This window comes from Candidatus Erwinia haradaeae (assembly GCF_900698935.1).
Taxonomy (GTDB): domain Bacteria; phylum Pseudomonadota; class Gammaproteobacteria; order Enterobacterales; family Enterobacteriaceae; genus Erwinia_E; species Erwinia_E haradaeae_D.
In genome coordinates this window covers 425,191-441,905 of sequence record NZ_LR217715.1, presented here as the reverse complement: position 1 = coordinate 441,905, position 16,715 = coordinate 425,191, and the positions used below count along the sequence as shown (strand labels likewise).

Here is a 16,715-nt window from a genome sequence, read left to right as displayed (position 1 = left end):
TCAAAATATGATAAGAAGCTAGATAAAGATCACAATAATATACATATCGGTTCATATCAATAGTAGATTGCTACTTATATACATTAAGCCCAAGAATGCACCATAAAAATAGTACCTACATCATGTATAGATTTCTATCTTCATTGCGTATGAAACGGTTCATTACTGATGGATCCATAGCTGTCATTTGATGACAAGATAAAATATGACTTTGAATATACAGTCTACTACACTAAAAACTCTAGCATACTCAGACTCTATATATATAGACATCCCTCTTAACAAACGATGTATTGATTGTATACACTTTTTAATGGCGCATTCTAGAGATACACGATGAATTTAATAGCTTATCTCTTTTCTGCATCATAAATATTTGATTACTATATAAGTAATGTTATCATTTTCGTAAACACCATTGATGTTTTTTACTCTAGTGCGCTGTTTATATATTGAGTATTAGATATACTATAATGGACTCGAAAATATTTATCCAAATTAGTGTTTATGATATAAGTTTCAATGATATATTATAAAATAATGACGCAATCTATGGTGAATTGGTATTTACAGACACGACATGGGTAATCTCAAATACAATTTTCCATTGTACACATAATGCTATAAGTACTCTATAAGTATTAATACAATATTTGTATGACAAACTAAAATCCCTAATGATCTATAAAAGTATGTATGGAGTGTTATCATGTGAACACAAAGATCCTATCTACTACATTGCTCCAACATATCATTATATAAGCTTACTGAAATATTAATTTAAACCCACAGTATCGTTTATACCGATGACAAGTAGCGCTGCTTTAGCATCACCTATTAATCATTACATACAATATTCTATACTCTTTAGAGTATAAGCCTAGCAATATTACAATTATAATATAATATTCACGCACGTTTATAAAAAACGTTCAAATCAATCTATCACCGATATTTTATAAATCTCAGAAACATATTTTTTAAAAAAAGTATGACAGGAATCTCTATTTTTGGATAGACTCAATCATAAATATTAACAGAAGTCTGCAATAATCTCTTGAATAATTTTAGTAGTACTCATACCTTCTTCAAAATTTAATACTCGGACATCCCCACCATGCTCTAAAACCTCTTTGCTACCTGAAATACTTTCAGAATTATATTGATAATCACCACCTTTAACTAAAACATCAGGAAGCACTTTCTGAATAATACGCTGTGGGGTATTTTCTTCAAATCCAATAACCCAATCTACTGTTTTAAGCGCACTTAAAACTTTTATGCGATTGATTAGAGAATTAATTGGCCGCATTGTTCCTTTCAGCCTACGAGTCGACGCATCACTATTTACCGCTACGATCAATCGATCGCCTAATTTGCGTGCATTAGCAAGATACGAAACATGACCAGCATGCAAAATATCAAAGACACCATTGGTCATCACAATCTTCTCGCCACATTTTCTAGCTTTTTTTACTAAAGCAAGAAGTTTAATTTCATTTACTTCCCCGCATTCTATTTCTGAGAAATTTGTGGCGATTCTCTCTAATTCCACTGAAGAAACGGTTGAGGTGCCAATTTTTCCAACCACTATACCTGCAGCTACATTAGCAATCAAACAGCTTTCTTCCAGTGTCTTTCCGGCTGCCAAAGCGCTTGCGATAACGCCTATAACTGTATCACCTGCACCAGTTACATCAAAGACTTCTTGTGCTTGTGTAGGCATGTAAAAAGGTGATTTTCCTGGTTGTAATAACGTCATGCCATTTTCGGATCGTGTAATTAATAATGCAGACAATCCATGATTGTCTATTAATTCGAAACCTCTTGCAATAATATCATCTTCACTATAACATTTTCCAACTACCGCTTCAAATTCATGCAAAGTAGGCGTCAAAAGAGTAGCGCCATAATAATGAGAGAAATTTGTTCCTTTTGGATCTACTAATATTGAAATGTTTGCTTTTCGTGCCAAAGATATGATAGTTTCAACATGAACTAAAGTTCCTTTAGCATAATCAGATAATACCAAAACATCTACTTCTGGTAACAATTTCTGGATCCTGTGGTATATTCTTTCAGAATCAACCGCGGAAAATGTTTTCTCAAAATCTAGACGGATCAACTGCTGGTTGCGCGCAAGTATACGCAGTTTAATAATAGTAGGATGATTTGAAGCAACCACTAAATTACATTGCACCCTAGAACCCTTGAGAGTATTCACTAAGATCTCTGCAGCATCATCTGTCCCAATTAGACCAACTAGATAAGATTGCGCGCCTAATGTAGCTATATTCATAGCTACATTAGCCGCGCCACCTGGGCATTCCTCTATGGTATTCATGGTTACAATTGGAACTGGGGCTTCGGGAGATATGCGATTAGTGGTGCCGTACCAATAACGATCCAACATGATATCCCCTACAATCAATACCTTTGCATGTGTAAAGTCTGGCAGGGTAAATTTCATTTGTAATAACTCCATACTCAAAATCAGGTTGGTATTGTTAAACAACCAATAAAATATTGTTTATCGGATAAAATTAAATCAACGAAATTTAGATACTACAACCATCATCTAGTTACTATATGAAAGAATAATATTCTTGCAGCGATATACTAAAGCCCAAAAGTGTCGCCCATAAAATATAGCCCACACTGCACCATAGACACTCATCCCAAACGCTAGCTTGACTGATACTATATAATATTAGAATTTATGTAAATTATCATTCGATTCTTATCCAAGAGCTATGCGATGCTAGCTATATGCTAACTATAATAGATAGTTTGATCGTTTAATTTCTTATGTTGTATTATAGTTAACCTACGCTCTGTGCAAGCAGTTACACTCTCATAAAAGCACTCACAGTCCATTTATTACGCATTTCATTATAGGTGGATCGAGAGAATGTAGATAAAAAAGATATAAAAACGCTCATATTAGCTATCTAATACTTTGTAAGTATCTAAAAAAATATTAATGAATCTTTTCAAAAAAACATTGTACATCAGAATAGCTTAAATATTTAGCCCTTTTAAAATTGATAGCGCCTATATAAAATATAGGTATGATGACCGATATGCACTATCAAACCAAACATAATGTAGCGCAATGCACTATAAATATTTTAAGACACTGAGTGAAATACATGTCATGTAAAAACTCTTTTATGATTTAAATATTTGCATAAACTCCAGAGTCTCAGTCAGAACTTTTCAAGACGTCTAAATATATAAATAGCGGAAGATATTATATATATAACTGTTATATCTTATATGCGATGATAAGAAAAACGCTTAGATAATCATATACACTATATATTAAAGCTATATGATAATCGGTAATTAAAATACAAACTAATATAGTCTAATCATTTTAATGCTCATAATGCTAAATATATGCCCTATTATGATTTATAGTGAGAAAATAAATACTTTTTACGGTCAGTGACCGTAGAAAATTAATAATGATGATTATGATGTGATTATAGCGGTTTTTCAGTGTATTCTCTCCAGTCAAACCACTGGATGAATCATGAGTAAATAATATAGTAACACGTAAATATCTAAAGACATTGCACGGGCTTTGGCAGCCCAGCAATTTTAGTGGCTTGTTTAGCTGGACCTTTGGGAAAAAGACGAAAGAGGTAGCGACTATTTCCACATTTTTTTCCGTGCTTTTGTTCTATGACCTTTACTAACATGCGGATTGTGGGTGAAAAATTAAATTCTAGATAGAAGTTACGTACAATATACACAACCTCCCAATGTTCAAGACTTAGTTTAATATCTTCTTCTTTAGCGAGTACTTTAGCGACATCCTCGTTCCAATTCTCAAAGAACATTAAGTAACCATGTGAGTCACGTTCTATGATATCAGGACTCTCTAATCTATTATCCATCATTAAAATATACTCAATTATTCATAGAAAAAGTTAATCTTATCGGTAATAATCTCTTATTATATATTATATTTTAATGAACCCAACATCATAAAATCCCATGTATCAAAATCCACTCAAGCGCATAGATAAATCTATGCTGTATGTAAAAAGAAAATACATGGTATGAGAGATACAGATAGCTTGTTATTCTTTAATTTCTGTACGATCAATTAACTTCATATAGACCATTGGAGCGTTATCACCCAATCGAAAACCGCATTTCAATATTTGCGTATAACCACCTTGGCGATCTATAAATTTTGGGCCAAGTTTAGTAAATAATTTTGCTACAGCTTCGTGGTTGCGAATACGAGAAAATACTAGACGACGATTAGCTACACTATCGATCTTCGAAAGTGTAATTAATGGCTCAATAATACGACGTAACTCTTTCGCTTTTGGCAAGGTTGTCTTAATTAGCTCATAGCGCACTAAAGAGATAGCGATATTACGGAACAGCGCCTGACGATGGCTGCTATTGCGATTTAGTTGGCGACCGATCTTACGATGTCGCATACACCTCTCCTTCTCAGTAAAAGCTTAACCTGCTATCAGGTTATTGATAATTAAGGCTGGCGGCCAATTTTCTAAGCGCATTCCAAGGGATAAGCTGCGAGCAGCTAGTACATCTTTAATCTCAGTAAGAGATTTTTTACCCAGATTTGGTGTCTTAAGAAGTTCTACCTCAGTGCGCTGCACTAGATCACCAATATAGTGAATCGCTTCTGCCTTAAGACAGTTAGCAGAGCGAACGGTTAATTCTAGATCATCAACTGGACGCAATAAAATTGGATCAAATTCTGGTTTTTCTTCTTTAATTTCCGGCTGGCGCACATCCCTTAAGTCAATGAACGCTTCTAATTGTTCTGACAAAATCGTCGCTGCCCTGCGTATAGCCTCTTCAGGATCAATCGTTCCATTGGTTTCAATCTCTATTACCAACTTGTCTAAATCCGTCCTTTGTTCTACACGCGCTGACTCTACGTTATAGGAGATGCGTTCTATAGGGCTGTAGCAAGCGTCAATTAACAATCTACCCACTGCGCGCTCATCTAATACAGAATTCATTCTTGAAGAAGCTGGCACATAACCGCGACCACGTTGCACTTTCATACGCATACTAATACTAGCGTTTTCGTTTGTTAGATTACAGAGTACATGTGTTTTTTGAACAATTTCAACATCAGAATTATGAGTAATATCCCCTGCTATAACAGGTCCAACACCAGATTTATACAAAGAAAGAGTGACTTCGTCTTTTCCATAAAGCACAATTGCTAACCCTTTTATATTCAGTAAAATTTCTAGAATATCCTCTTTGACTCCCTCTGTAGTGCTATACTCATGTAACACACCATCAATCTCAACCTCAGTGACCGCACAACCTGGCATAGATGATAATAAAATGCGGCGTAATGCGTTGCCGAGAGTATGGCCGAAACCACGCTCTAAAGGTTCAAGAGTCACTTTTGCACATCTCGAACTTATTTGATCAATATCCACTAAGCGCGGTTTTAAGAATTTGGTAACAGAACCCTGCATGATGTCCTCTCCTGAATACTACTTATTTAGAGTAAAGCTCGACGATCAGGTGTTCATTAATATCTGCAGTAAGGTCAGTGCGTCCAGGAACATATTTAAATATTCCTTCCATTTTATCAACATCCACAGTTAACCACGTTGGATGTTCACGCTGATTGGCTAACTCTAAAGCAGCTTGTACACGAGATTGTTTTTTTGCTCTTTCTCTAATACTGATAACATCATTTAACGTTACCTGGTAAGAAGCAATATTAACTACTCGACGATTTACCATAATAGATTTATGGCTCACTAACTGACGTGCTTCTGCACGTGTAGCACCGAAACCCATACGATATACTACATTATCCAGGCGCCCTTCTAGTAATGATAGCAAATTATCCCCTGTATTACCTCTTAAGCGCGCTGCTTTGGTGTAATAATTATGAAATTGATTCTCTAATATTCCATACATACGACGCACTTTCTGTTTTTCTCGTAATTGAACACCATAATCAGATAGACGCATCTTACGCGCTCCGTGCTGACCAGGCAATTTCTCTAGATTACATTTAGTATCGATTGCACGAACGCCAGACTTAAGAAATAGATCTGTGCCTTCACGACGACTTATTTTTAGTGTTGGTCCCAAATATCTTGCCATATTTTTCCCTAAGATTCCTCAACAACGAGATATTATACACGACGTTTTTTAGGTGGACGACAACCATTATGTGGGATTGGAGTCACATCTGTAATATTCGTAATACGGAAACCAGCAGCATTTAACGCACGAATAGTTGACTCGCGACCTGGACCAGGACCTTTTACCATTACTTCCAAGTTTTTAATACCATAATCTTTTACAGATTCGGCACAATGCTCTGCAGCAACTTGTGCAGCAAATGGAGTAGATTTACGAGACCCACGGAAACCTGATCCTCCAGCAGTCGCCCAACCTAATGCATTGCCCTGACGATCAGTAATTGTCACGATAGTGTTATTAAAAGATGCATGAATGTGAGCTACACCATCAGAAAATTGTCTTTTTACGCGCTTACGTGAACGAATTGGTGCCTTTACCATTATTTAACCATCCAAATTATTTCTTGATCGGCTTGCGTGGACCTTTACGTGTCCTAGCATTCGTCTTAGTACGTTGACCGCGAACCGGAAGACCACGACGATGTCGTAATCCACGATAACAACCAAGATCCATTAAACGTTTGATACTGAGAGTAACTTCACGACGTAGATCGCCTTCCACAACAAATTTTGTAACTGCATCGCGAAGCATATCCATACGCTCTTCTGGTAGATCACTGATCTTAACCTCTTCGGCTATACCCGTTAACCCACAGATCGACTGCGCACGACTTTTGCCAATACCGAATATCGCAGTTAATGCGATGACGGTGTGTTTATGATCAGGAATGTTAATCCCTGCTATACGGGCCACTATACACTCCTATATTTTGATAAATAGTACTGTAGTGATACACTTTATATTTAAACGCCTTTTTAGGGTACTGCATATTAGTGTACATAGTCAATACACAGACTATGAAAGTCGATATAATCCAATCAGAATCATGAGGCTACATTAACCTTGTCTCTGCTTATGTTTTGGATCCGTACTACAAATTACTCGTACCACACCTTTTCTACGAACAATCTTACAACTACGACATAATCTTCTTACAGAAGCACACACTTTCACTTTTCTCTCCATTAACGACTATAATTTTTTAAATTTGCTTTATGTAAAACAGACTCATATTGGCTTGACATTAATAAAATTTGTACCTGTGATATAAAATCGATGATCACAACCACTACAATAAGCAAGGATGTACCACCAAAATAAAATGGAACGTTCATTGCGTTACGTAAAAACTCTGGGATCAGACAAATAAAGGTAATATATAAAGCACCAATGAATGTCAGTCGAGTCATAACTTTATTAATATATTTCGCTGTGTGTTCTCCTGGACGAATACCTAAAATAAATGCACCACATTTTTTAAGATTATCTGCTGTTTCACGTGGATTAAAAATCAAGGAAGTATAAAAAAAAGAAAAAAACATAATTGCTATGGTATATAATATCACATAACATGGCTGACCGGGTTGTAGTGAGAGAGAAATGGTTGTTAACCAGCCTAAATTCTTTTCGCCTCCAAACCATGAGGTAATCGTTGCTGGTAGTAAAATCAAGCTCGAAGCAAAGATTGCAGGAATGACTCCAGACATATTAACTTTCAGGGGTAAATGTGTGTGATGTGCTGCATATATTCGTCTACCTTGTTGGCGTTTCGCGTAATGTACGATAATGCGTCTATGTCCACGTTCAATAAAGACAACCAATAAAGTTACTGCAAAAACTAGAGATGCTACACAAAACAATAAGAGAAAATGAAGATCTTCTTGTCTGGCTTGTTCAATAGTATTTATTATAGCAGACGGTAACCCTGCAACGATACCTGCAAAAATAATGATTGATATACCATTGCCAATACCTCTTTCCGTAATTTGTTCACCTAACCACATAAGAAACATGGTACCAGTCACTAAACTAATGACAGCCGTTATATAAAATCCATATCCTGGTTCTAAAACTAGGCCTTGCATTCCTGGTATATTTGGTAAACCTACTGCTATACCAATAGACTGAAAAACACTTAATACTAACGTACCATATCGGGTATACTGACTAATTTTTTGACGACCTACCTCCCCTTCCTTTTTTAATTCAGATAATCTAGGGTGCACCATAGATATTATCTGCACTATGATAGATGATGAGATATAAGGCATAATCCCCAAAGCAAAGATAGAGGCACGACTTAAGGCGCCGCCAGAGAACATATTAAACATTTCAATAATCGTTCCGTGCTGATGCGCAAGTACATTAGACACAATAGTGACATCAATACCTGGTATAGGAATAAAAGAACCAATACGAAAAATAATAAGAGCCAAACTAACAAATAGCAATCTGGTTTTAAGCTCGCTTGAACCACTTTTTGCGCTCTGGAAATCGATTCCTGATTGTTTAGCCATCTAAAATTTACGCCTCAATTATACCACTAGCAGCTAATATTGCAGAACGAGCACCTTTGGTAACACGTACGCCTCGAATCGTCATTGAGCGAGTGATTTCACCACACAAAATTATTTTTGCAAATTCAGCCTTCATGCTAATTAAATGCGCTATTTTCAGCGCTTTTAAATCCACAACTTCACCTTCAAGTTTATTTAAATCAGACAAACGGACTTGTGACGTCACCATTGCTTTCTGAGAAATAAAACCAAACTTTGGTAGACGACGATATAGAGGCATCTGTCCTCCTTCAAATCCACGATGTGCGCTACTACCAGACCGTGATTTTTGGCCCTTATGACCGCGTCCAGCAGTTTTCCCGAGACCGGAACCTAAACCACGCCCTAAACGTTTTGCTACATGTTTTGATCCATTAGCTGGTGAGAGAGTATTTAAATACACTTCTTACTCCCCCTCTACTTTAATCATATACGAGATCCTGTTAATCATGCCTCTAATCGAGGAAGTGTCTTCACGATATACAGTGTGATTCATGCGACGAAGACCTAAGCCCATCAGTGTAGCCTTATGTTTAGGTAAACGACCAATTGCACTCCGTGTTTGAGTAATCTTAATTATATTAGCCATTTCTAATATCCTCAAGAATATTTTCAACAGATTTACCACGCTTAGCGGCAATCATTGCTGGTGATTTCATGTTCATAAGACCCACTAAAGTAGCACGCACAACATTAATGGGATTTGTCGATCCATAAGCTTTAGCTAAGACATTATGGATACCAGTGACTTCTAAAACAGCTCGCATTGCACCTCCAGCAATAATTCCAGTTCCTTCTGAAGCTGGTTTCATGAATACGCGAGACCCTGTATGAGAGCCTGTAACAGGATGCTGTAACGTACCTTTATTTAATGCAAAATAGCTCATATTTCTCCGAGCTTTTTCCATTGCTTTTTGGATTGCTGCTGGAACCTCTCGTGCTTTACCATAACCAAAACCCATCCGTCCATGACCGTCCCCTACAACAGTTAGCGCTGTAAAAGAAAAAATGCGACCACCTTTGACAGTTTTAGATACACGATTTACTGCAATGAGCTTTTCTTGTAGTTCGCCCGCTTGTTTTTCGATATTTGCCATCTTACACCTTATACATTAGAACTGTAGGCCAGCTTCGCGAGCTGCATCTGCCAATGCTTGAACCCGACCATGATATTGAAAGCCAGAGCGATCAAAAGAAACATGTGTAATACCCTTTTCTATTGCACGCTCTGCGACTATTTTACCAACAATAATCGCGGCATCTTTATTACCCGTATATTTTAGTTGCGTATAAATTGATTTTTCTACTGTTGAAGCTGTCACTAGAGTTTGAGAACCATTATAAGCAATGATTTGTGCATATATATGACGCAAAGTACGATGTATAACCAAACGCATAGAACCAAGATCTTTTAGTTGACAACGTAAGCGAGTTGCTCGTCTGAGACGAGAAGATTTTTTATCCATAGTATTACCTTATTTCTTCTTAGCCTCTTTTCGACGCACAACCTCGTCAGCATAACGTACTCCCTTGCCCTTATAAGGCTCAGGACAACGATAGGCGCGTAGATCGGCGGCCACTTGACCCAGTAGTTGTTTATCAGCGCTTTGTAATATAATATCAGTTTGACTTATACATGTGGCAGTGATTCCTTTTGGCAACGTATGATGGATGGGGTGAGATAGACCTAAAGATAAGCTTAATCTGTTCTCTGTTACCGCAGCACGATAACCAACCCCTACAAGCTGTATTTTTTTAGTAAAACCTTTGGTTACACCTATCATCATAGCGTGCACTAAAGCGCGAGCAGTACCTGCTTGAGCCCAGCCATCTACAAAACCTTTTTTGGGAAAAAACGTCAGAGTATTATCTATTTGTTTGACTTCCACGGCTTTATGCAAAGCACGACTTAACTTCTCATCCTTTCCTATAACAGAAATCACTTGACTGTTTATGTTTACCTGTACATGCATAGGAATACTAACGGGTGTTTTGGCCACACGAGACATTGCCCCTCCGATTTTAAGCTATGTAGCAGATAATTTCGCCACCTAAACCTGCTTGACGAGCCGCACGATCAGTCATGATACCCTGAGAAGTAGACACTACAGAAATACCTAGTCCAGCCATAACTTTAGGTAATGCATGTTTTCTCTTATAGATCCTTAAGCCTGGACGACTAACACGTTGAATACTCTCAACAACAGATTTACCATTGAAATACTTTAAAGTTAATTCTAATTCTAACTTAATATCCTTCGTGGTTGTATATTCCGTAATATAACCTTCCTCTTTTAAAACATGTGCAATTGCTAGCTTTAATTTAGAGGAAGGCATCCTGACTGAAATTTTATTTGCAGATTGGCCATTGCGGATACGAGTTAGCATATCTGCAACCGGATCTTGCATGCTCATCTATCTATACTCCTAGTATGTAATGTATTATTACCAACTTGCTTTTTTGAGACCAGGTACCTCACCCCGCATGGCAGCTTCACGCAACTTAATACGACTCAATCCAAACTTTCCAACATAACCATGTGGACGGCCAGTTTGACGACAGCGATTACGCTGACGAGATGGACTGGCGTCACGGGGTATAGTCTGTAACTTTAGAACCGCATTCCACCGATCTTCAGAAGATGAATGTATACTAGAAATTATCAGCTTTAGCGCTTCGCGTTGTACACGATATTTTTTAGCCATCTTAACACGAACCAGTTCACGTTCTTTTAGTGCTTTTTTAGCCATCAGGCAGACCCCCTCTTACTTTCGAAATGGGAAATGAAATGCATTCAATAAAGCTAAGCCTTCATCATCCGATCTGGCAGTGGTGGTAATACTAATATCCATCCCGCGAATACGATCAACGCGGTCGTAATTAATTTCTGGGAAAATAATCTGTTCACGAACTCCTATACTATAATTTCCATGCCCATCAAACGACTTAGGAGACAGACCTCTGAAGTCACGAATACGCGGCACAGCGATAGAAATTAGACGCTCAAAAAACTCCCACATACGTTGACCACGAAGAGTCACCTTACATCCGATTGGATAGCCTTGACGAATTTTAAAGCTTGCAATGGATTTACGTGCCTTAGTGATCAACGGTTTTTGACCAGAAATAGCTGTTAAATCAGCTACTGCACTGTCTAGTAGTTTTTTATCATTACTCGCTCCGCCAACACCCATGTTAAGAGTAATCTTCTCAATCCGAGGAACCCTCATCATAGAACGGTACCCAAAATCAGTCATTAACTTTCTGACTACTTCGTCTTTGTAAAAATTATGCAATCTCGACATTGTACTACTCCAGACTACTGAATCGTTTTTTGGTTGGATTTAAAAAAACGGACTTTTTTCCCTTCTTCAAATCTAAACCCTACTCTGTCAGATTTACCAGTTTCTGAATTCAGAATAGCAACATTTGACACATGTATTGCTGCTTCTTTTTTTATAATCCCACCTAAATTATTCATGGATGGCACTGGTTTTTTATGTTTGGTAACTAAGTTGATGCCTTCTACAATAATTTTCTTAGAAGTAAAAACTTTTTTCACTTTCCCGTTTTTACCTTTGTCTTTACCGGCTAGAACAACCACTTCATCGTTGTACCTTATCTTTGCTGCCATTTGCATTAACTCCTTAGAGCACCTCTGGTGCTAAAGAGATGATCTTCATGAATTTTTCGCTACGTAATTCACGAGTAACCGGTCCAAAAATTCGTGTTCCGATTGGTTGTTCATTATTATTGTTTAAGATGACACATGCATTCCTATCAAAGCGAATAGCAGAACCGTCTGGGCGACGTACACCTTGTTTAGTGCGCACGACTACTGCTTTAAGAACATCACCTTTCTTTACCTTGCCACGCGGGATGGCCTCTTTGATGGTAATTTTGATGATATCGCCTATACCTGCGTATCGCCTACGCGAACCACCCAAAACCTTGATACACATTACGCGACGTGCGCCTGAATTATCAGCGACGTTCAACATAGTCTGTTCTTGGATCATGTTAATACTCCGCTTCTTCTTTTCATAACTCTCTATTTTATTGGAGAGACTCAAATATTATAACACGTCTTCTGCTATGTGAACAGACAGAATATAAACGGTTCCGACCAGGAACCGTTTATATTCATTTTGCATGTACAAACTACTAAGAGAGCATTGCTTTTTCTACAACTTTAACCAAAGTCCAAGACTTTGTCTTGGAGAGTGGGCGGCATTCTCGGATACTGACTATATCACCAATCTCGCATGCATTGTGCTCATCATGTACATGTAATCTTGTTGTACGCTTAATGAATTTGCCATAAATAGGATGTTTCACAAAACGCTCAATCGAAACAACAATAGATTTCTCCATTTTATTACTAGTTACTCGACCTTGAAGAGTCCGGATATTATCGGTCATGATATTTTTGCCTTTTGAGTGAGTACAGTCTTGACGCGCGCAATATCACGACGAACCTGCTTAAAAATATGAGTTTTTTTAAACTGACTAGATTTTGCTTGCATACGTAAATTGAACTGTTCACGTAATAGGTTAAGAAGCTGGACCTTCAGATCTTTAACACTTTTTTCACACAGCTCTGTTGCGTTCATTACATTACCATTTTAGTTACAAAGGTAGTTTTAATAGATAATTTTGCCGCTGCTAGCTTAAATGCTTCACGAGCCACATCTTCTGGTACACCGTCAATTTCATATAAAACTTTCCCTGGCTGAATTAAAGCGACCCAATACTCCACGTTACCTTTACCTTTACCCATACGAACTTCTAATGGTTTTTCTGTAATTGGTTTATCTGGAAAAATTCGTATCCATATTTTCCCTTGTCGTTTCATAGCCCGGGTGATAGCACGTCGTGCCGCTTCTATTTGACGTGCAGTTAAACGACCACGATCTATAGCTTTTAAACCAAAAACACCGAAGCTAATATCCATACCTTGCGCTAATCCGCGATTGCGGCCTTTATGCATTTTACGGAATTTTGTACGCCTTGGTTGCAACATCGGCGATTCTCCTTACTTACGGCTTTTACGCTGCTTTTTTTTAGGCTGAGCAGGTTGCTCTAGTGGCTCGTTTATCTGCATGCCACCGAGAATCTCGCCTTTAAAGATCCATACTTTGACGCCGATGACACCATAAGTAGTATGAGCCTCAGAGGTATTGTAGTCAATATCTGCTCGTAAAGTGTGCAAGGGAACGCGTCCCTCACGATACCATTCAGTACGTGCAATTTCTGCACCTCCTAGACGACCACTCACTTCTACCTTTATACCCTTAGCACCTAAACGCATTGCGTTCTGTACTGCTCGTTTCATCGCTCTACGAAACATTACACGACGTTCTAACTGTGAGGTGATATTATCAGAAACTAATTTTGCGTCTAGTTCTGGCTTACGAACTTCAGAAATATTAATTTGTGCAGGAACGCCAGAAATCTTTGCCACGAACTGACGAAGTTTTTCTACATCTTCGCCTTTTTTTCCTATCACAATACCAGGGCGAGCGGTATGAATTGTCACCCGTATGCTCTTAGCAGGTCTCTCTATTACGATGCGAGACACTGAAGCTTTGGCTAATTCTTTCATAAGAAACTGGCGTACTTTAAAATCACTGTCTAGATTATCAGCAAATTCTTTGGTATTAGCGAACCAAGTAGAGTTCCAAGGCTTTACTATACCCAATCGAATACCATTCGGATGTACTTTTTGACCCATTTCTACTCTCCAAAGTCTGAGCGATCGGATACGGCCAGAGTAATATGGCTAGTGCGCTTGAGAATGCGATCTGCACGACCTTTTGCGCGTGGCATGATGCGTTTCATGCTCGGACCTTCATCAATAAAGATTTTTGTAATTCTTAATTTATCAATATCTACGCCATCATTGTGTTCAGCATTAGCAATGGCAGATTCCAGAACCTTTTGAACCAATACTGCTGCTTTCTTATGAGTGTATCTTAAAACATCTAGGGCTATTGACACTTTCTTGCCCCGTATGAGATTAGCCACTAAGCGAATCTTTTGTGCAGAAGAATGAGCGTGTCTTTGTCTTGCAAAAGTTTCCATCTCTAGCTCCCAGCTCATCGTTTTTTAACTTTTTTATCAGCAGTGTGTCCACGATAGGTACGAGTAGGAGCAAATTCACCTAATTTATGACCAACCATATCTTCAGATACAAACACAGGAACATGCTGACGACCATTATGAATAGCAATAGTCAAGCCAATCATATTTGGAAAAATTGTTGAGCGACGTGACCAGGTGCGTACAGGCTTCCTTTCTCCGCTTTCTAAAGCTTTTTCTACCTTATTTAGCAAGTGTAGGTCAATAAAAGGACCTTTCTTGAGAGAACGCGGCATGACTTACCCTCTAAAATTATTTACTACGGCGACGTATGATAAATTTATCAGTACGTTTGTTTCGACGGGTCTTCTTACCCTTTGTTTGCAGCCCCCAAGGAGATACTGGATGCTTTCCGAAGTTACGGCCTTCTCCTCCGCCATGCGGATGATCCACTGGATTCATTGCAGTACCACGCACAGTTGGCCGTACACCTCGCCAACGTGCAGCACCGGCTTTACCTAAAACACGTAACATATGCGTTTCATTCCCAACCGCACCTAGAGTGGCACGACAATCTGATTCAACCTTACGAATTTCACCAGAGCGTAAACGTAGTGTGACATACACCCCTTCACGCGCAACAATTTGTACATACGCGCCTGCAGACCGTGCAAGTTGTCCGCCTTTACCAGGTTTAATCTCTACATTATGTACAGTAGACCCCACTGGAATATAACGCATAGGTAGTGTATTACCGGTTTTAATGGCAACATCAATACCAGATTGGATTTGATCACCAGATTTGAGACCTTTAGGCGCTAAAATATAACGACGTACACCATCTTTATAAACAACTAATGCGATATTGGCAGAACGATTCGGATCGTATTCTAGACGTTCAATATGTGCTGAGATGCCATCTTTATTTCTCTTGCAATCAATCAAACGGTAAGTTTTCTTATGTCCCCCTCCAATATGTCGAGTAGTAATGCGACCCATATTGTTGCGACCGCCAGTTTTATGCTTTTTTTCCACTAACGTGGCAAGTGGTTTTCCTTTGTATAAATCTGGATTGAGTACTTTTACTACATGACGACGACCCGGAGATGTCGGGTTACATTGCATAATTGTCATGATTCTGATACCCCCCCTGCGTTATTCACTGCTACCAACTACATCTGTTATATTCTGCCCTTCTTTAAGAGAAATATATGCTTTTTTCCAGTCTTTACGACGACCTAAACGTTTTTTATGACGTTTAATTTTACCTTTAACTAACAATGTATTCACTGAGTCTACTTCTACTTTAAAGATACTCTTTATAGCAGACTTAATTTCAACTTTACTAGCATCCTTTGTGACTTTGAAGACAATAGTATTATCTTTATCCATCAAGCTTGATGCTTTTTCAGAAACATGTGGTGCACGAAGTATTCGCAGTAAACGTTCTTCCAAATTCATGCAAGCATTTCCTCCAATTTCTTCACTGCATTAGAAGTAATAATTACCCTATGAAATCGAACTAATCTAACGGGATCAATCCTCTCTGCATGACATACATGCACTTGATATAAATTACGTGCTGCAAGGAGTAAGTTTTCTTCTATAGCAGAGGTGATAATTAAAGCTTTTTCTACATGCATATCTTGAAGTTTTTTAATAAGCAATCTTGTTTTAGGGGCCTCTAAAGAAAAATTTTTACACACGATCAATCTATTTTGACGTATCAACTCAGAAAATATGCTTTTGATAGCACCTCTATACATCTTTTTGTTAACTTTTTGGGCATGATCTTGTGGTTTAGCAGCAAAAGCAATGCCACCAGAACGCCAAATGGGGCTCTTCACTGAACCTGCTCGCGCACGCCCAGTACCTTTCTGTCGCCATGGTTTTTTACCTGATCCAGTAACTTCAGCTCGCGTCTTTTGTGCACGAGTACCTTTGCGAGAACCTGCTGCATAAGCCACCACAACCTGATGTACCAACGCTTCATTAAAATCACAATTAAAGGTAGTGTTAGAAACAGTTAGCGCCCCTTGTTCGTCTTTTAATGCTAATTCCAT

At 38.2% G+C, this 16,715-nt stretch carries 28 protein-coding genes; all 28 read right to left on the bottom strand.

From position 1 onward, the window contains the following. Window positions 1-1,033 precede the first annotated feature (1,033 nt). Complete coding sequence (gene hldE, locus ERCIKOCA2762_RS01420; RefSeq protein ID WP_157988442.1) at window positions 1,034-2,470, bottom strand: bifunctional D-glycero-beta-D-manno-heptose-7-phosphate kinase/D-glycero-beta-D-manno-heptose 1-phosphate adenylyltransferase HldE; 1,437 nt, start codon at window positions 2,468-2,470, stop codon at window positions 1,034-1,036. Between the two features lie 1,099 nt (window positions 2,471-3,569). Further along, on the bottom strand, window positions 3,570-3,905 hold the full coding sequence (locus ERCIKOCA2762_RS01415) for a TusE/DsrC/DsvC family sulfur relay protein (protein ID WP_157988773.1): 336 nt from the start codon (window positions 3,903-3,905) through the stop codon (window positions 3,570-3,572). 186 nt (window positions 3,906-4,091) lie between these two features. After that, window positions 4,092-4,463: a 50S ribosomal protein L17 gene (rplQ, locus tag ERCIKOCA2762_RS01410; protein ID WP_157988441.1), complete on the bottom strand. Its 372-nt coding sequence runs from the start codon at window positions 4,461-4,463 to the stop codon at window positions 4,092-4,094. 24 nt (window positions 4,464-4,487) lie between these two features. Continuing rightward, window positions 4,488-5,489, bottom strand: a complete 1,002-nt coding sequence (locus ERCIKOCA2762_RS01405) for a DNA-directed RNA polymerase subunit alpha (RefSeq protein ID WP_157988440.1) — start codon at window positions 5,487-5,489, stop codon at window positions 4,488-4,490. 22 nt (window positions 5,490-5,511) lie between these two features. Then, a complete protein-coding gene (gene rpsD / locus ERCIKOCA2762_RS01400) occupies window positions 5,512-6,132 on the bottom strand; it encodes a 30S ribosomal protein S4 (RefSeq protein ID WP_157988439.1) in 621 nt (206 codons plus the stop codon). Window positions 6,133-6,164: 32 nt separating this feature from the next. Then, complete coding sequence (gene rpsK, locus ERCIKOCA2762_RS01395; protein ID WP_157988438.1) at window positions 6,165-6,554, bottom strand: 30S ribosomal protein S11; 390 nt, start codon at window positions 6,552-6,554, stop codon at window positions 6,165-6,167. A gap of 16 nt (window positions 6,555-6,570) precedes the next feature. Further along, on the bottom strand, window positions 6,571-6,927 hold the full coding sequence (gene rpsM / locus ERCIKOCA2762_RS01390; RefSeq protein ID WP_157988437.1) for a 30S ribosomal protein S13: 357 nt from the start codon (window positions 6,925-6,927) through the stop codon (window positions 6,571-6,573). Window positions 6,928-7,071: 144 nt separating this feature from the next. After that, a complete protein-coding gene (gene rpmJ, locus ERCIKOCA2762_RS01385; protein ID WP_157988436.1) occupies window positions 7,072-7,188 on the bottom strand; it encodes a 50S ribosomal protein L36 in 117 nt (38 codons plus the stop codon). A gap of 11 nt (window positions 7,189-7,199) precedes the next feature. Continuing rightward, window positions 7,200-8,531, bottom strand: a complete 1,332-nt coding sequence (secY, locus tag ERCIKOCA2762_RS01380; protein WP_157988435.1) for a preprotein translocase subunit SecY — start codon at window positions 8,529-8,531, stop codon at window positions 7,200-7,202. Between the two features lie 7 nt (window positions 8,532-8,538). Continuing rightward, a complete protein-coding gene (gene rplO, locus ERCIKOCA2762_RS01375) occupies window positions 8,539-8,973 on the bottom strand; it encodes a 50S ribosomal protein L15 (RefSeq protein WP_157988434.1) in 435 nt (144 codons plus the stop codon). A gap of 3 nt (window positions 8,974-8,976) precedes the next feature. Then, the gene (rpmD, locus tag ERCIKOCA2762_RS01370) at window positions 8,977-9,159 is read right to left on the bottom strand and encodes a 50S ribosomal protein L30 (protein ID WP_157988433.1); all 183 of its coding nucleotides are present in this window, start codon (window positions 9,157-9,159) and stop codon (window positions 8,977-8,979) included. Next, entirely contained in the window at window positions 9,152-9,667 is a 516-nt protein-coding gene (rpsE, locus tag ERCIKOCA2762_RS01365) for a 30S ribosomal protein S5 (RefSeq protein ID WP_157988432.1), read from the bottom strand. Before rpsE ends, rpmD begins: the two co-directional genes overlap by 8 nt. Window positions 9,668-9,682: 15 nt before the next feature. Beyond that, a complete protein-coding gene (gene rplR / locus ERCIKOCA2762_RS01360; RefSeq protein WP_157988431.1) occupies window positions 9,683-10,036 on the bottom strand; it encodes a 50S ribosomal protein L18 in 354 nt (117 codons plus the stop codon). A gap of 9 nt (window positions 10,037-10,045) precedes the next feature. Continuing rightward, entirely contained in the window at window positions 10,046-10,579 is a 534-nt protein-coding gene (gene rplF, locus ERCIKOCA2762_RS01355; protein ID WP_157988430.1) for a 50S ribosomal protein L6, read from the bottom strand. Window positions 10,580-10,592: 13 nt separating this feature from the next. Further along, the gene (gene rpsH, locus ERCIKOCA2762_RS01350; RefSeq protein WP_157988429.1) at window positions 10,593-10,985 is read right to left on the bottom strand and encodes a 30S ribosomal protein S8; all 393 of its coding nucleotides are present in this window, start codon (window positions 10,983-10,985) and stop codon (window positions 10,593-10,595) included. A 30-nt stretch (window positions 10,986-11,015) separates the two neighbouring features. Then, window positions 11,016-11,321 carry a 30S ribosomal protein S14 gene (gene rpsN, locus ERCIKOCA2762_RS01345; RefSeq protein ID WP_157988428.1) on the bottom strand — a complete coding sequence of 102 codons (306 nt, stop codon included), beginning with the start codon at window positions 11,319-11,321 and terminating at the stop codon, window positions 11,016-11,018. Between the two features lie 15 nt (window positions 11,322-11,336). Then, on the bottom strand, window positions 11,337-11,876 hold the full coding sequence (gene rplE / locus ERCIKOCA2762_RS01340) for a 50S ribosomal protein L5 (protein ID WP_157988427.1): 540 nt from the start codon (window positions 11,874-11,876) through the stop codon (window positions 11,337-11,339). A 14-nt stretch (window positions 11,877-11,890) separates the two neighbouring features. Next, the gene (rplX, locus tag ERCIKOCA2762_RS01335; protein WP_157988426.1) at window positions 11,891-12,205 is read right to left on the bottom strand and encodes a 50S ribosomal protein L24; all 315 of its coding nucleotides are present in this window, start codon (window positions 12,203-12,205) and stop codon (window positions 11,891-11,893) included. A gap of 13 nt (window positions 12,206-12,218) precedes the next feature. Beyond that, the gene (rplN, locus tag ERCIKOCA2762_RS01330; protein WP_157988425.1) at window positions 12,219-12,590 is read right to left on the bottom strand and encodes a 50S ribosomal protein L14; all 372 of its coding nucleotides are present in this window, start codon (window positions 12,588-12,590) and stop codon (window positions 12,219-12,221) included. A 145-nt stretch (window positions 12,591-12,735) separates the two neighbouring features. Next, window positions 12,736-12,993, bottom strand: a complete 258-nt coding sequence (rpsQ, locus tag ERCIKOCA2762_RS01325) for a 30S ribosomal protein S17 (RefSeq protein ID WP_157988424.1) — start codon at window positions 12,991-12,993, stop codon at window positions 12,736-12,738. After that, window positions 12,990-13,184 carry a 50S ribosomal protein L29 gene (gene rpmC / locus ERCIKOCA2762_RS01320; RefSeq protein WP_157988423.1) on the bottom strand — a complete coding sequence of 65 codons (195 nt, stop codon included), beginning with the start codon at window positions 13,182-13,184 and terminating at the stop codon, window positions 12,990-12,992. The genes rpsQ and rpmC overlap by 4 nt, the downstream gene beginning before the upstream one ends. Beyond that, a complete protein-coding gene (rplP, locus tag ERCIKOCA2762_RS01315; RefSeq protein ID WP_157988422.1) occupies window positions 13,184-13,594 on the bottom strand; it encodes a 50S ribosomal protein L16 in 411 nt (136 codons plus the stop codon). Before rplP ends, rpmC begins: the two co-directional genes overlap by 1 nt. Window positions 13,595-13,606: 12 nt before the next feature. After that, window positions 13,607-14,305 (bottom strand): 30S ribosomal protein S3, encoded by a 699-nt coding sequence (gene rpsC, locus ERCIKOCA2762_RS01310; RefSeq protein ID WP_157988421.1) that lies wholly within the window; start codon window positions 14,303-14,305, stop codon window positions 13,607-13,609. Window positions 14,306-14,307: 2 nt separating this feature from the next. Beyond that, a complete protein-coding gene (rplV, locus tag ERCIKOCA2762_RS01305; protein WP_157988772.1) occupies window positions 14,308-14,655 on the bottom strand; it encodes a 50S ribosomal protein L22 in 348 nt (115 codons plus the stop codon). A 14-nt stretch (window positions 14,656-14,669) separates the two neighbouring features. Next, window positions 14,670-14,948 (bottom strand): 30S ribosomal protein S19, encoded by a 279-nt coding sequence (gene rpsS / locus ERCIKOCA2762_RS01300; RefSeq protein ID WP_157988420.1) that lies wholly within the window; start codon window positions 14,946-14,948, stop codon window positions 14,670-14,672. A 16-nt stretch (window positions 14,949-14,964) separates the two neighbouring features. Further along, window positions 14,965-15,786: a 50S ribosomal protein L2 gene (gene rplB, locus ERCIKOCA2762_RS01295; protein ID WP_157988419.1), complete on the bottom strand. Its 822-nt coding sequence runs from the start codon at window positions 15,784-15,786 to the stop codon at window positions 14,965-14,967. Window positions 15,787-15,807: 21 nt separating this feature from the next. Further along, window positions 15,808-16,113: a 50S ribosomal protein L23 gene (gene rplW, locus ERCIKOCA2762_RS01290; protein WP_157988418.1), complete on the bottom strand. Its 306-nt coding sequence runs from the start codon at window positions 16,111-16,113 to the stop codon at window positions 15,808-15,810. After that, window positions 16,110-16,715 (bottom strand): 50S ribosomal protein L4, encoded by a 606-nt coding sequence (gene rplD / locus ERCIKOCA2762_RS01285; protein WP_157988417.1) that lies wholly within the window; start codon window positions 16,713-16,715, stop codon window positions 16,110-16,112. Before rplD ends, rplW begins: the two co-directional genes overlap by 4 nt.

Excerpts from the sequence above, each read along its gene's own strand:
- rplD (WP_157988417.1), bottom strand. The coding sequence starts at position 16,715 with ATGGAATTAGCATTAAAAGACGAACAAGGGGCGCTAACTGTTTCTAAC.
- rpsQ (WP_157988424.1), bottom strand. The coding sequence starts at position 12,993 with ATGACCGATAATATCCGGACTCTTCAAGGTCGAGTAACTAGTAATAAA.
- rplF (WP_157988430.1), bottom strand. The coding sequence starts at position 10,579 with ATGTCTCGTGTGGCCAAAACACCCGTTAGTATTCCTATGCATGTACAG.
- ERCIKOCA2762_RS01405 (WP_157988440.1), bottom strand. The coding sequence starts at position 5,489 with ATGCAGGGTTCTGTTACCAAATTCTTAAAACCGCGCTTAGTGGATATT.
- rplV (WP_157988772.1), bottom strand. The coding sequence starts at position 14,655 with ATGGAAACTTTTGCAAGACAAAGACACGCTCATTCTTCTGCACAAAAG.
- rplE (WP_157988427.1), bottom strand. The coding sequence starts at position 11,876 with ATGTCGAGATTGCATAATTTTTACAAAGACGAAGTAGTCAGAAAGTTA.
- rpmD (WP_157988433.1), bottom strand. The coding sequence starts at position 9,159 with ATGGCTAATATAATTAAGATTACTCAAACACGGAGTGCAATTGGTCGT.
- rplQ (WP_157988441.1), bottom strand. The coding sequence starts at position 4,463 with ATGCGACATCGTAAGATCGGTCGCCAACTAAATCGCAATAGCAGCCAT.
- ERCIKOCA2762_RS01415 (WP_157988773.1), bottom strand. The coding sequence starts at position 3,905 with ATGGATAATAGATTAGAGAGTCCTGATATCATAGAACGTGACTCACAT.
- secY (WP_157988435.1), bottom strand. The coding sequence starts at position 8,531 with ATGGCTAAACAATCAGGAATCGATTTCCAGAGCGCAAAAAGTGGTTCA.
- rplX (WP_157988426.1), bottom strand. The coding sequence starts at position 12,205 with ATGGCAGCAAAGATAAGGTACAACGATGAAGTGGTTGTTCTAGCCGGT.
- rpsS (WP_157988420.1), bottom strand. The coding sequence starts at position 14,948 with ATGCCGCGTTCTCTCAAGAAAGGTCCTTTTATTGACCTACACTTGCTA.
- rpsD (WP_157988439.1), bottom strand. The coding sequence starts at position 6,132 with ATGGCAAGATATTTGGGACCAACACTAAAAATAAGTCGTCGTGAAGGC.
- rpsH (WP_157988429.1), bottom strand. The coding sequence starts at position 10,985 with ATGAGCATGCAAGATCCGGTTGCAGATATGCTAACTCGTATCCGCAAT.
- rplN (WP_157988425.1), bottom strand. The coding sequence starts at position 12,590 with ATGATCCAAGAACAGACTATGTTGAACGTCGCTGATAATTCAGGCGCA.
- rpsE (WP_157988432.1), bottom strand. The coding sequence starts at position 9,667 with ATGGCAAATATCGAAAAACAAGCGGGCGAACTACAAGAAAAGCTCATT.
- rplW (WP_157988418.1), bottom strand. The coding sequence starts at position 16,113 with ATGAATTTGGAAGAACGTTTACTGCGAATACTTCGTGCACCACATGTT.
- rpsK (WP_157988438.1), bottom strand. The coding sequence starts at position 6,554 with ATGGTAAAGGCACCAATTCGTTCACGTAAGCGCGTAAAAAGACAATTT.
- rplR (WP_157988431.1), bottom strand. The coding sequence starts at position 10,036 with ATGGATAAAAAATCTTCTCGTCTCAGACGAGCAACTCGCTTACGTTGT.
- rpmC (WP_157988423.1), bottom strand. The coding sequence starts at position 13,184 with ATGAACGCAACAGAGCTGTGTGAAAAAAGTGTTAAAGATCTGAAGGTC.
- rpsN (WP_157988428.1), bottom strand. The coding sequence starts at position 11,321 with ATGGCTAAAAAAGCACTAAAAGAACGTGAACTGGTTCGTGTTAAGATG.
- hldE (WP_157988442.1), bottom strand. The coding sequence starts at position 2,470 with ATGAAATTTACCCTGCCAGACTTTACACATGCAAAGGTATTGATTGTA.
- rplB (WP_157988419.1), bottom strand. The coding sequence starts at position 15,786 with ATGACAATTATGCAATGTAACCCGACATCTCCGGGTCGTCGTCATGTA.
- rplP (WP_157988422.1), bottom strand. The coding sequence starts at position 13,594 with ATGTTGCAACCAAGGCGTACAAAATTCCGTAAAATGCATAAAGGCCGC.
- rpsC (WP_157988421.1), bottom strand. The coding sequence starts at position 14,305 with ATGGGTCAAAAAGTACATCCGAATGGTATTCGATTGGGTATAGTAAAG.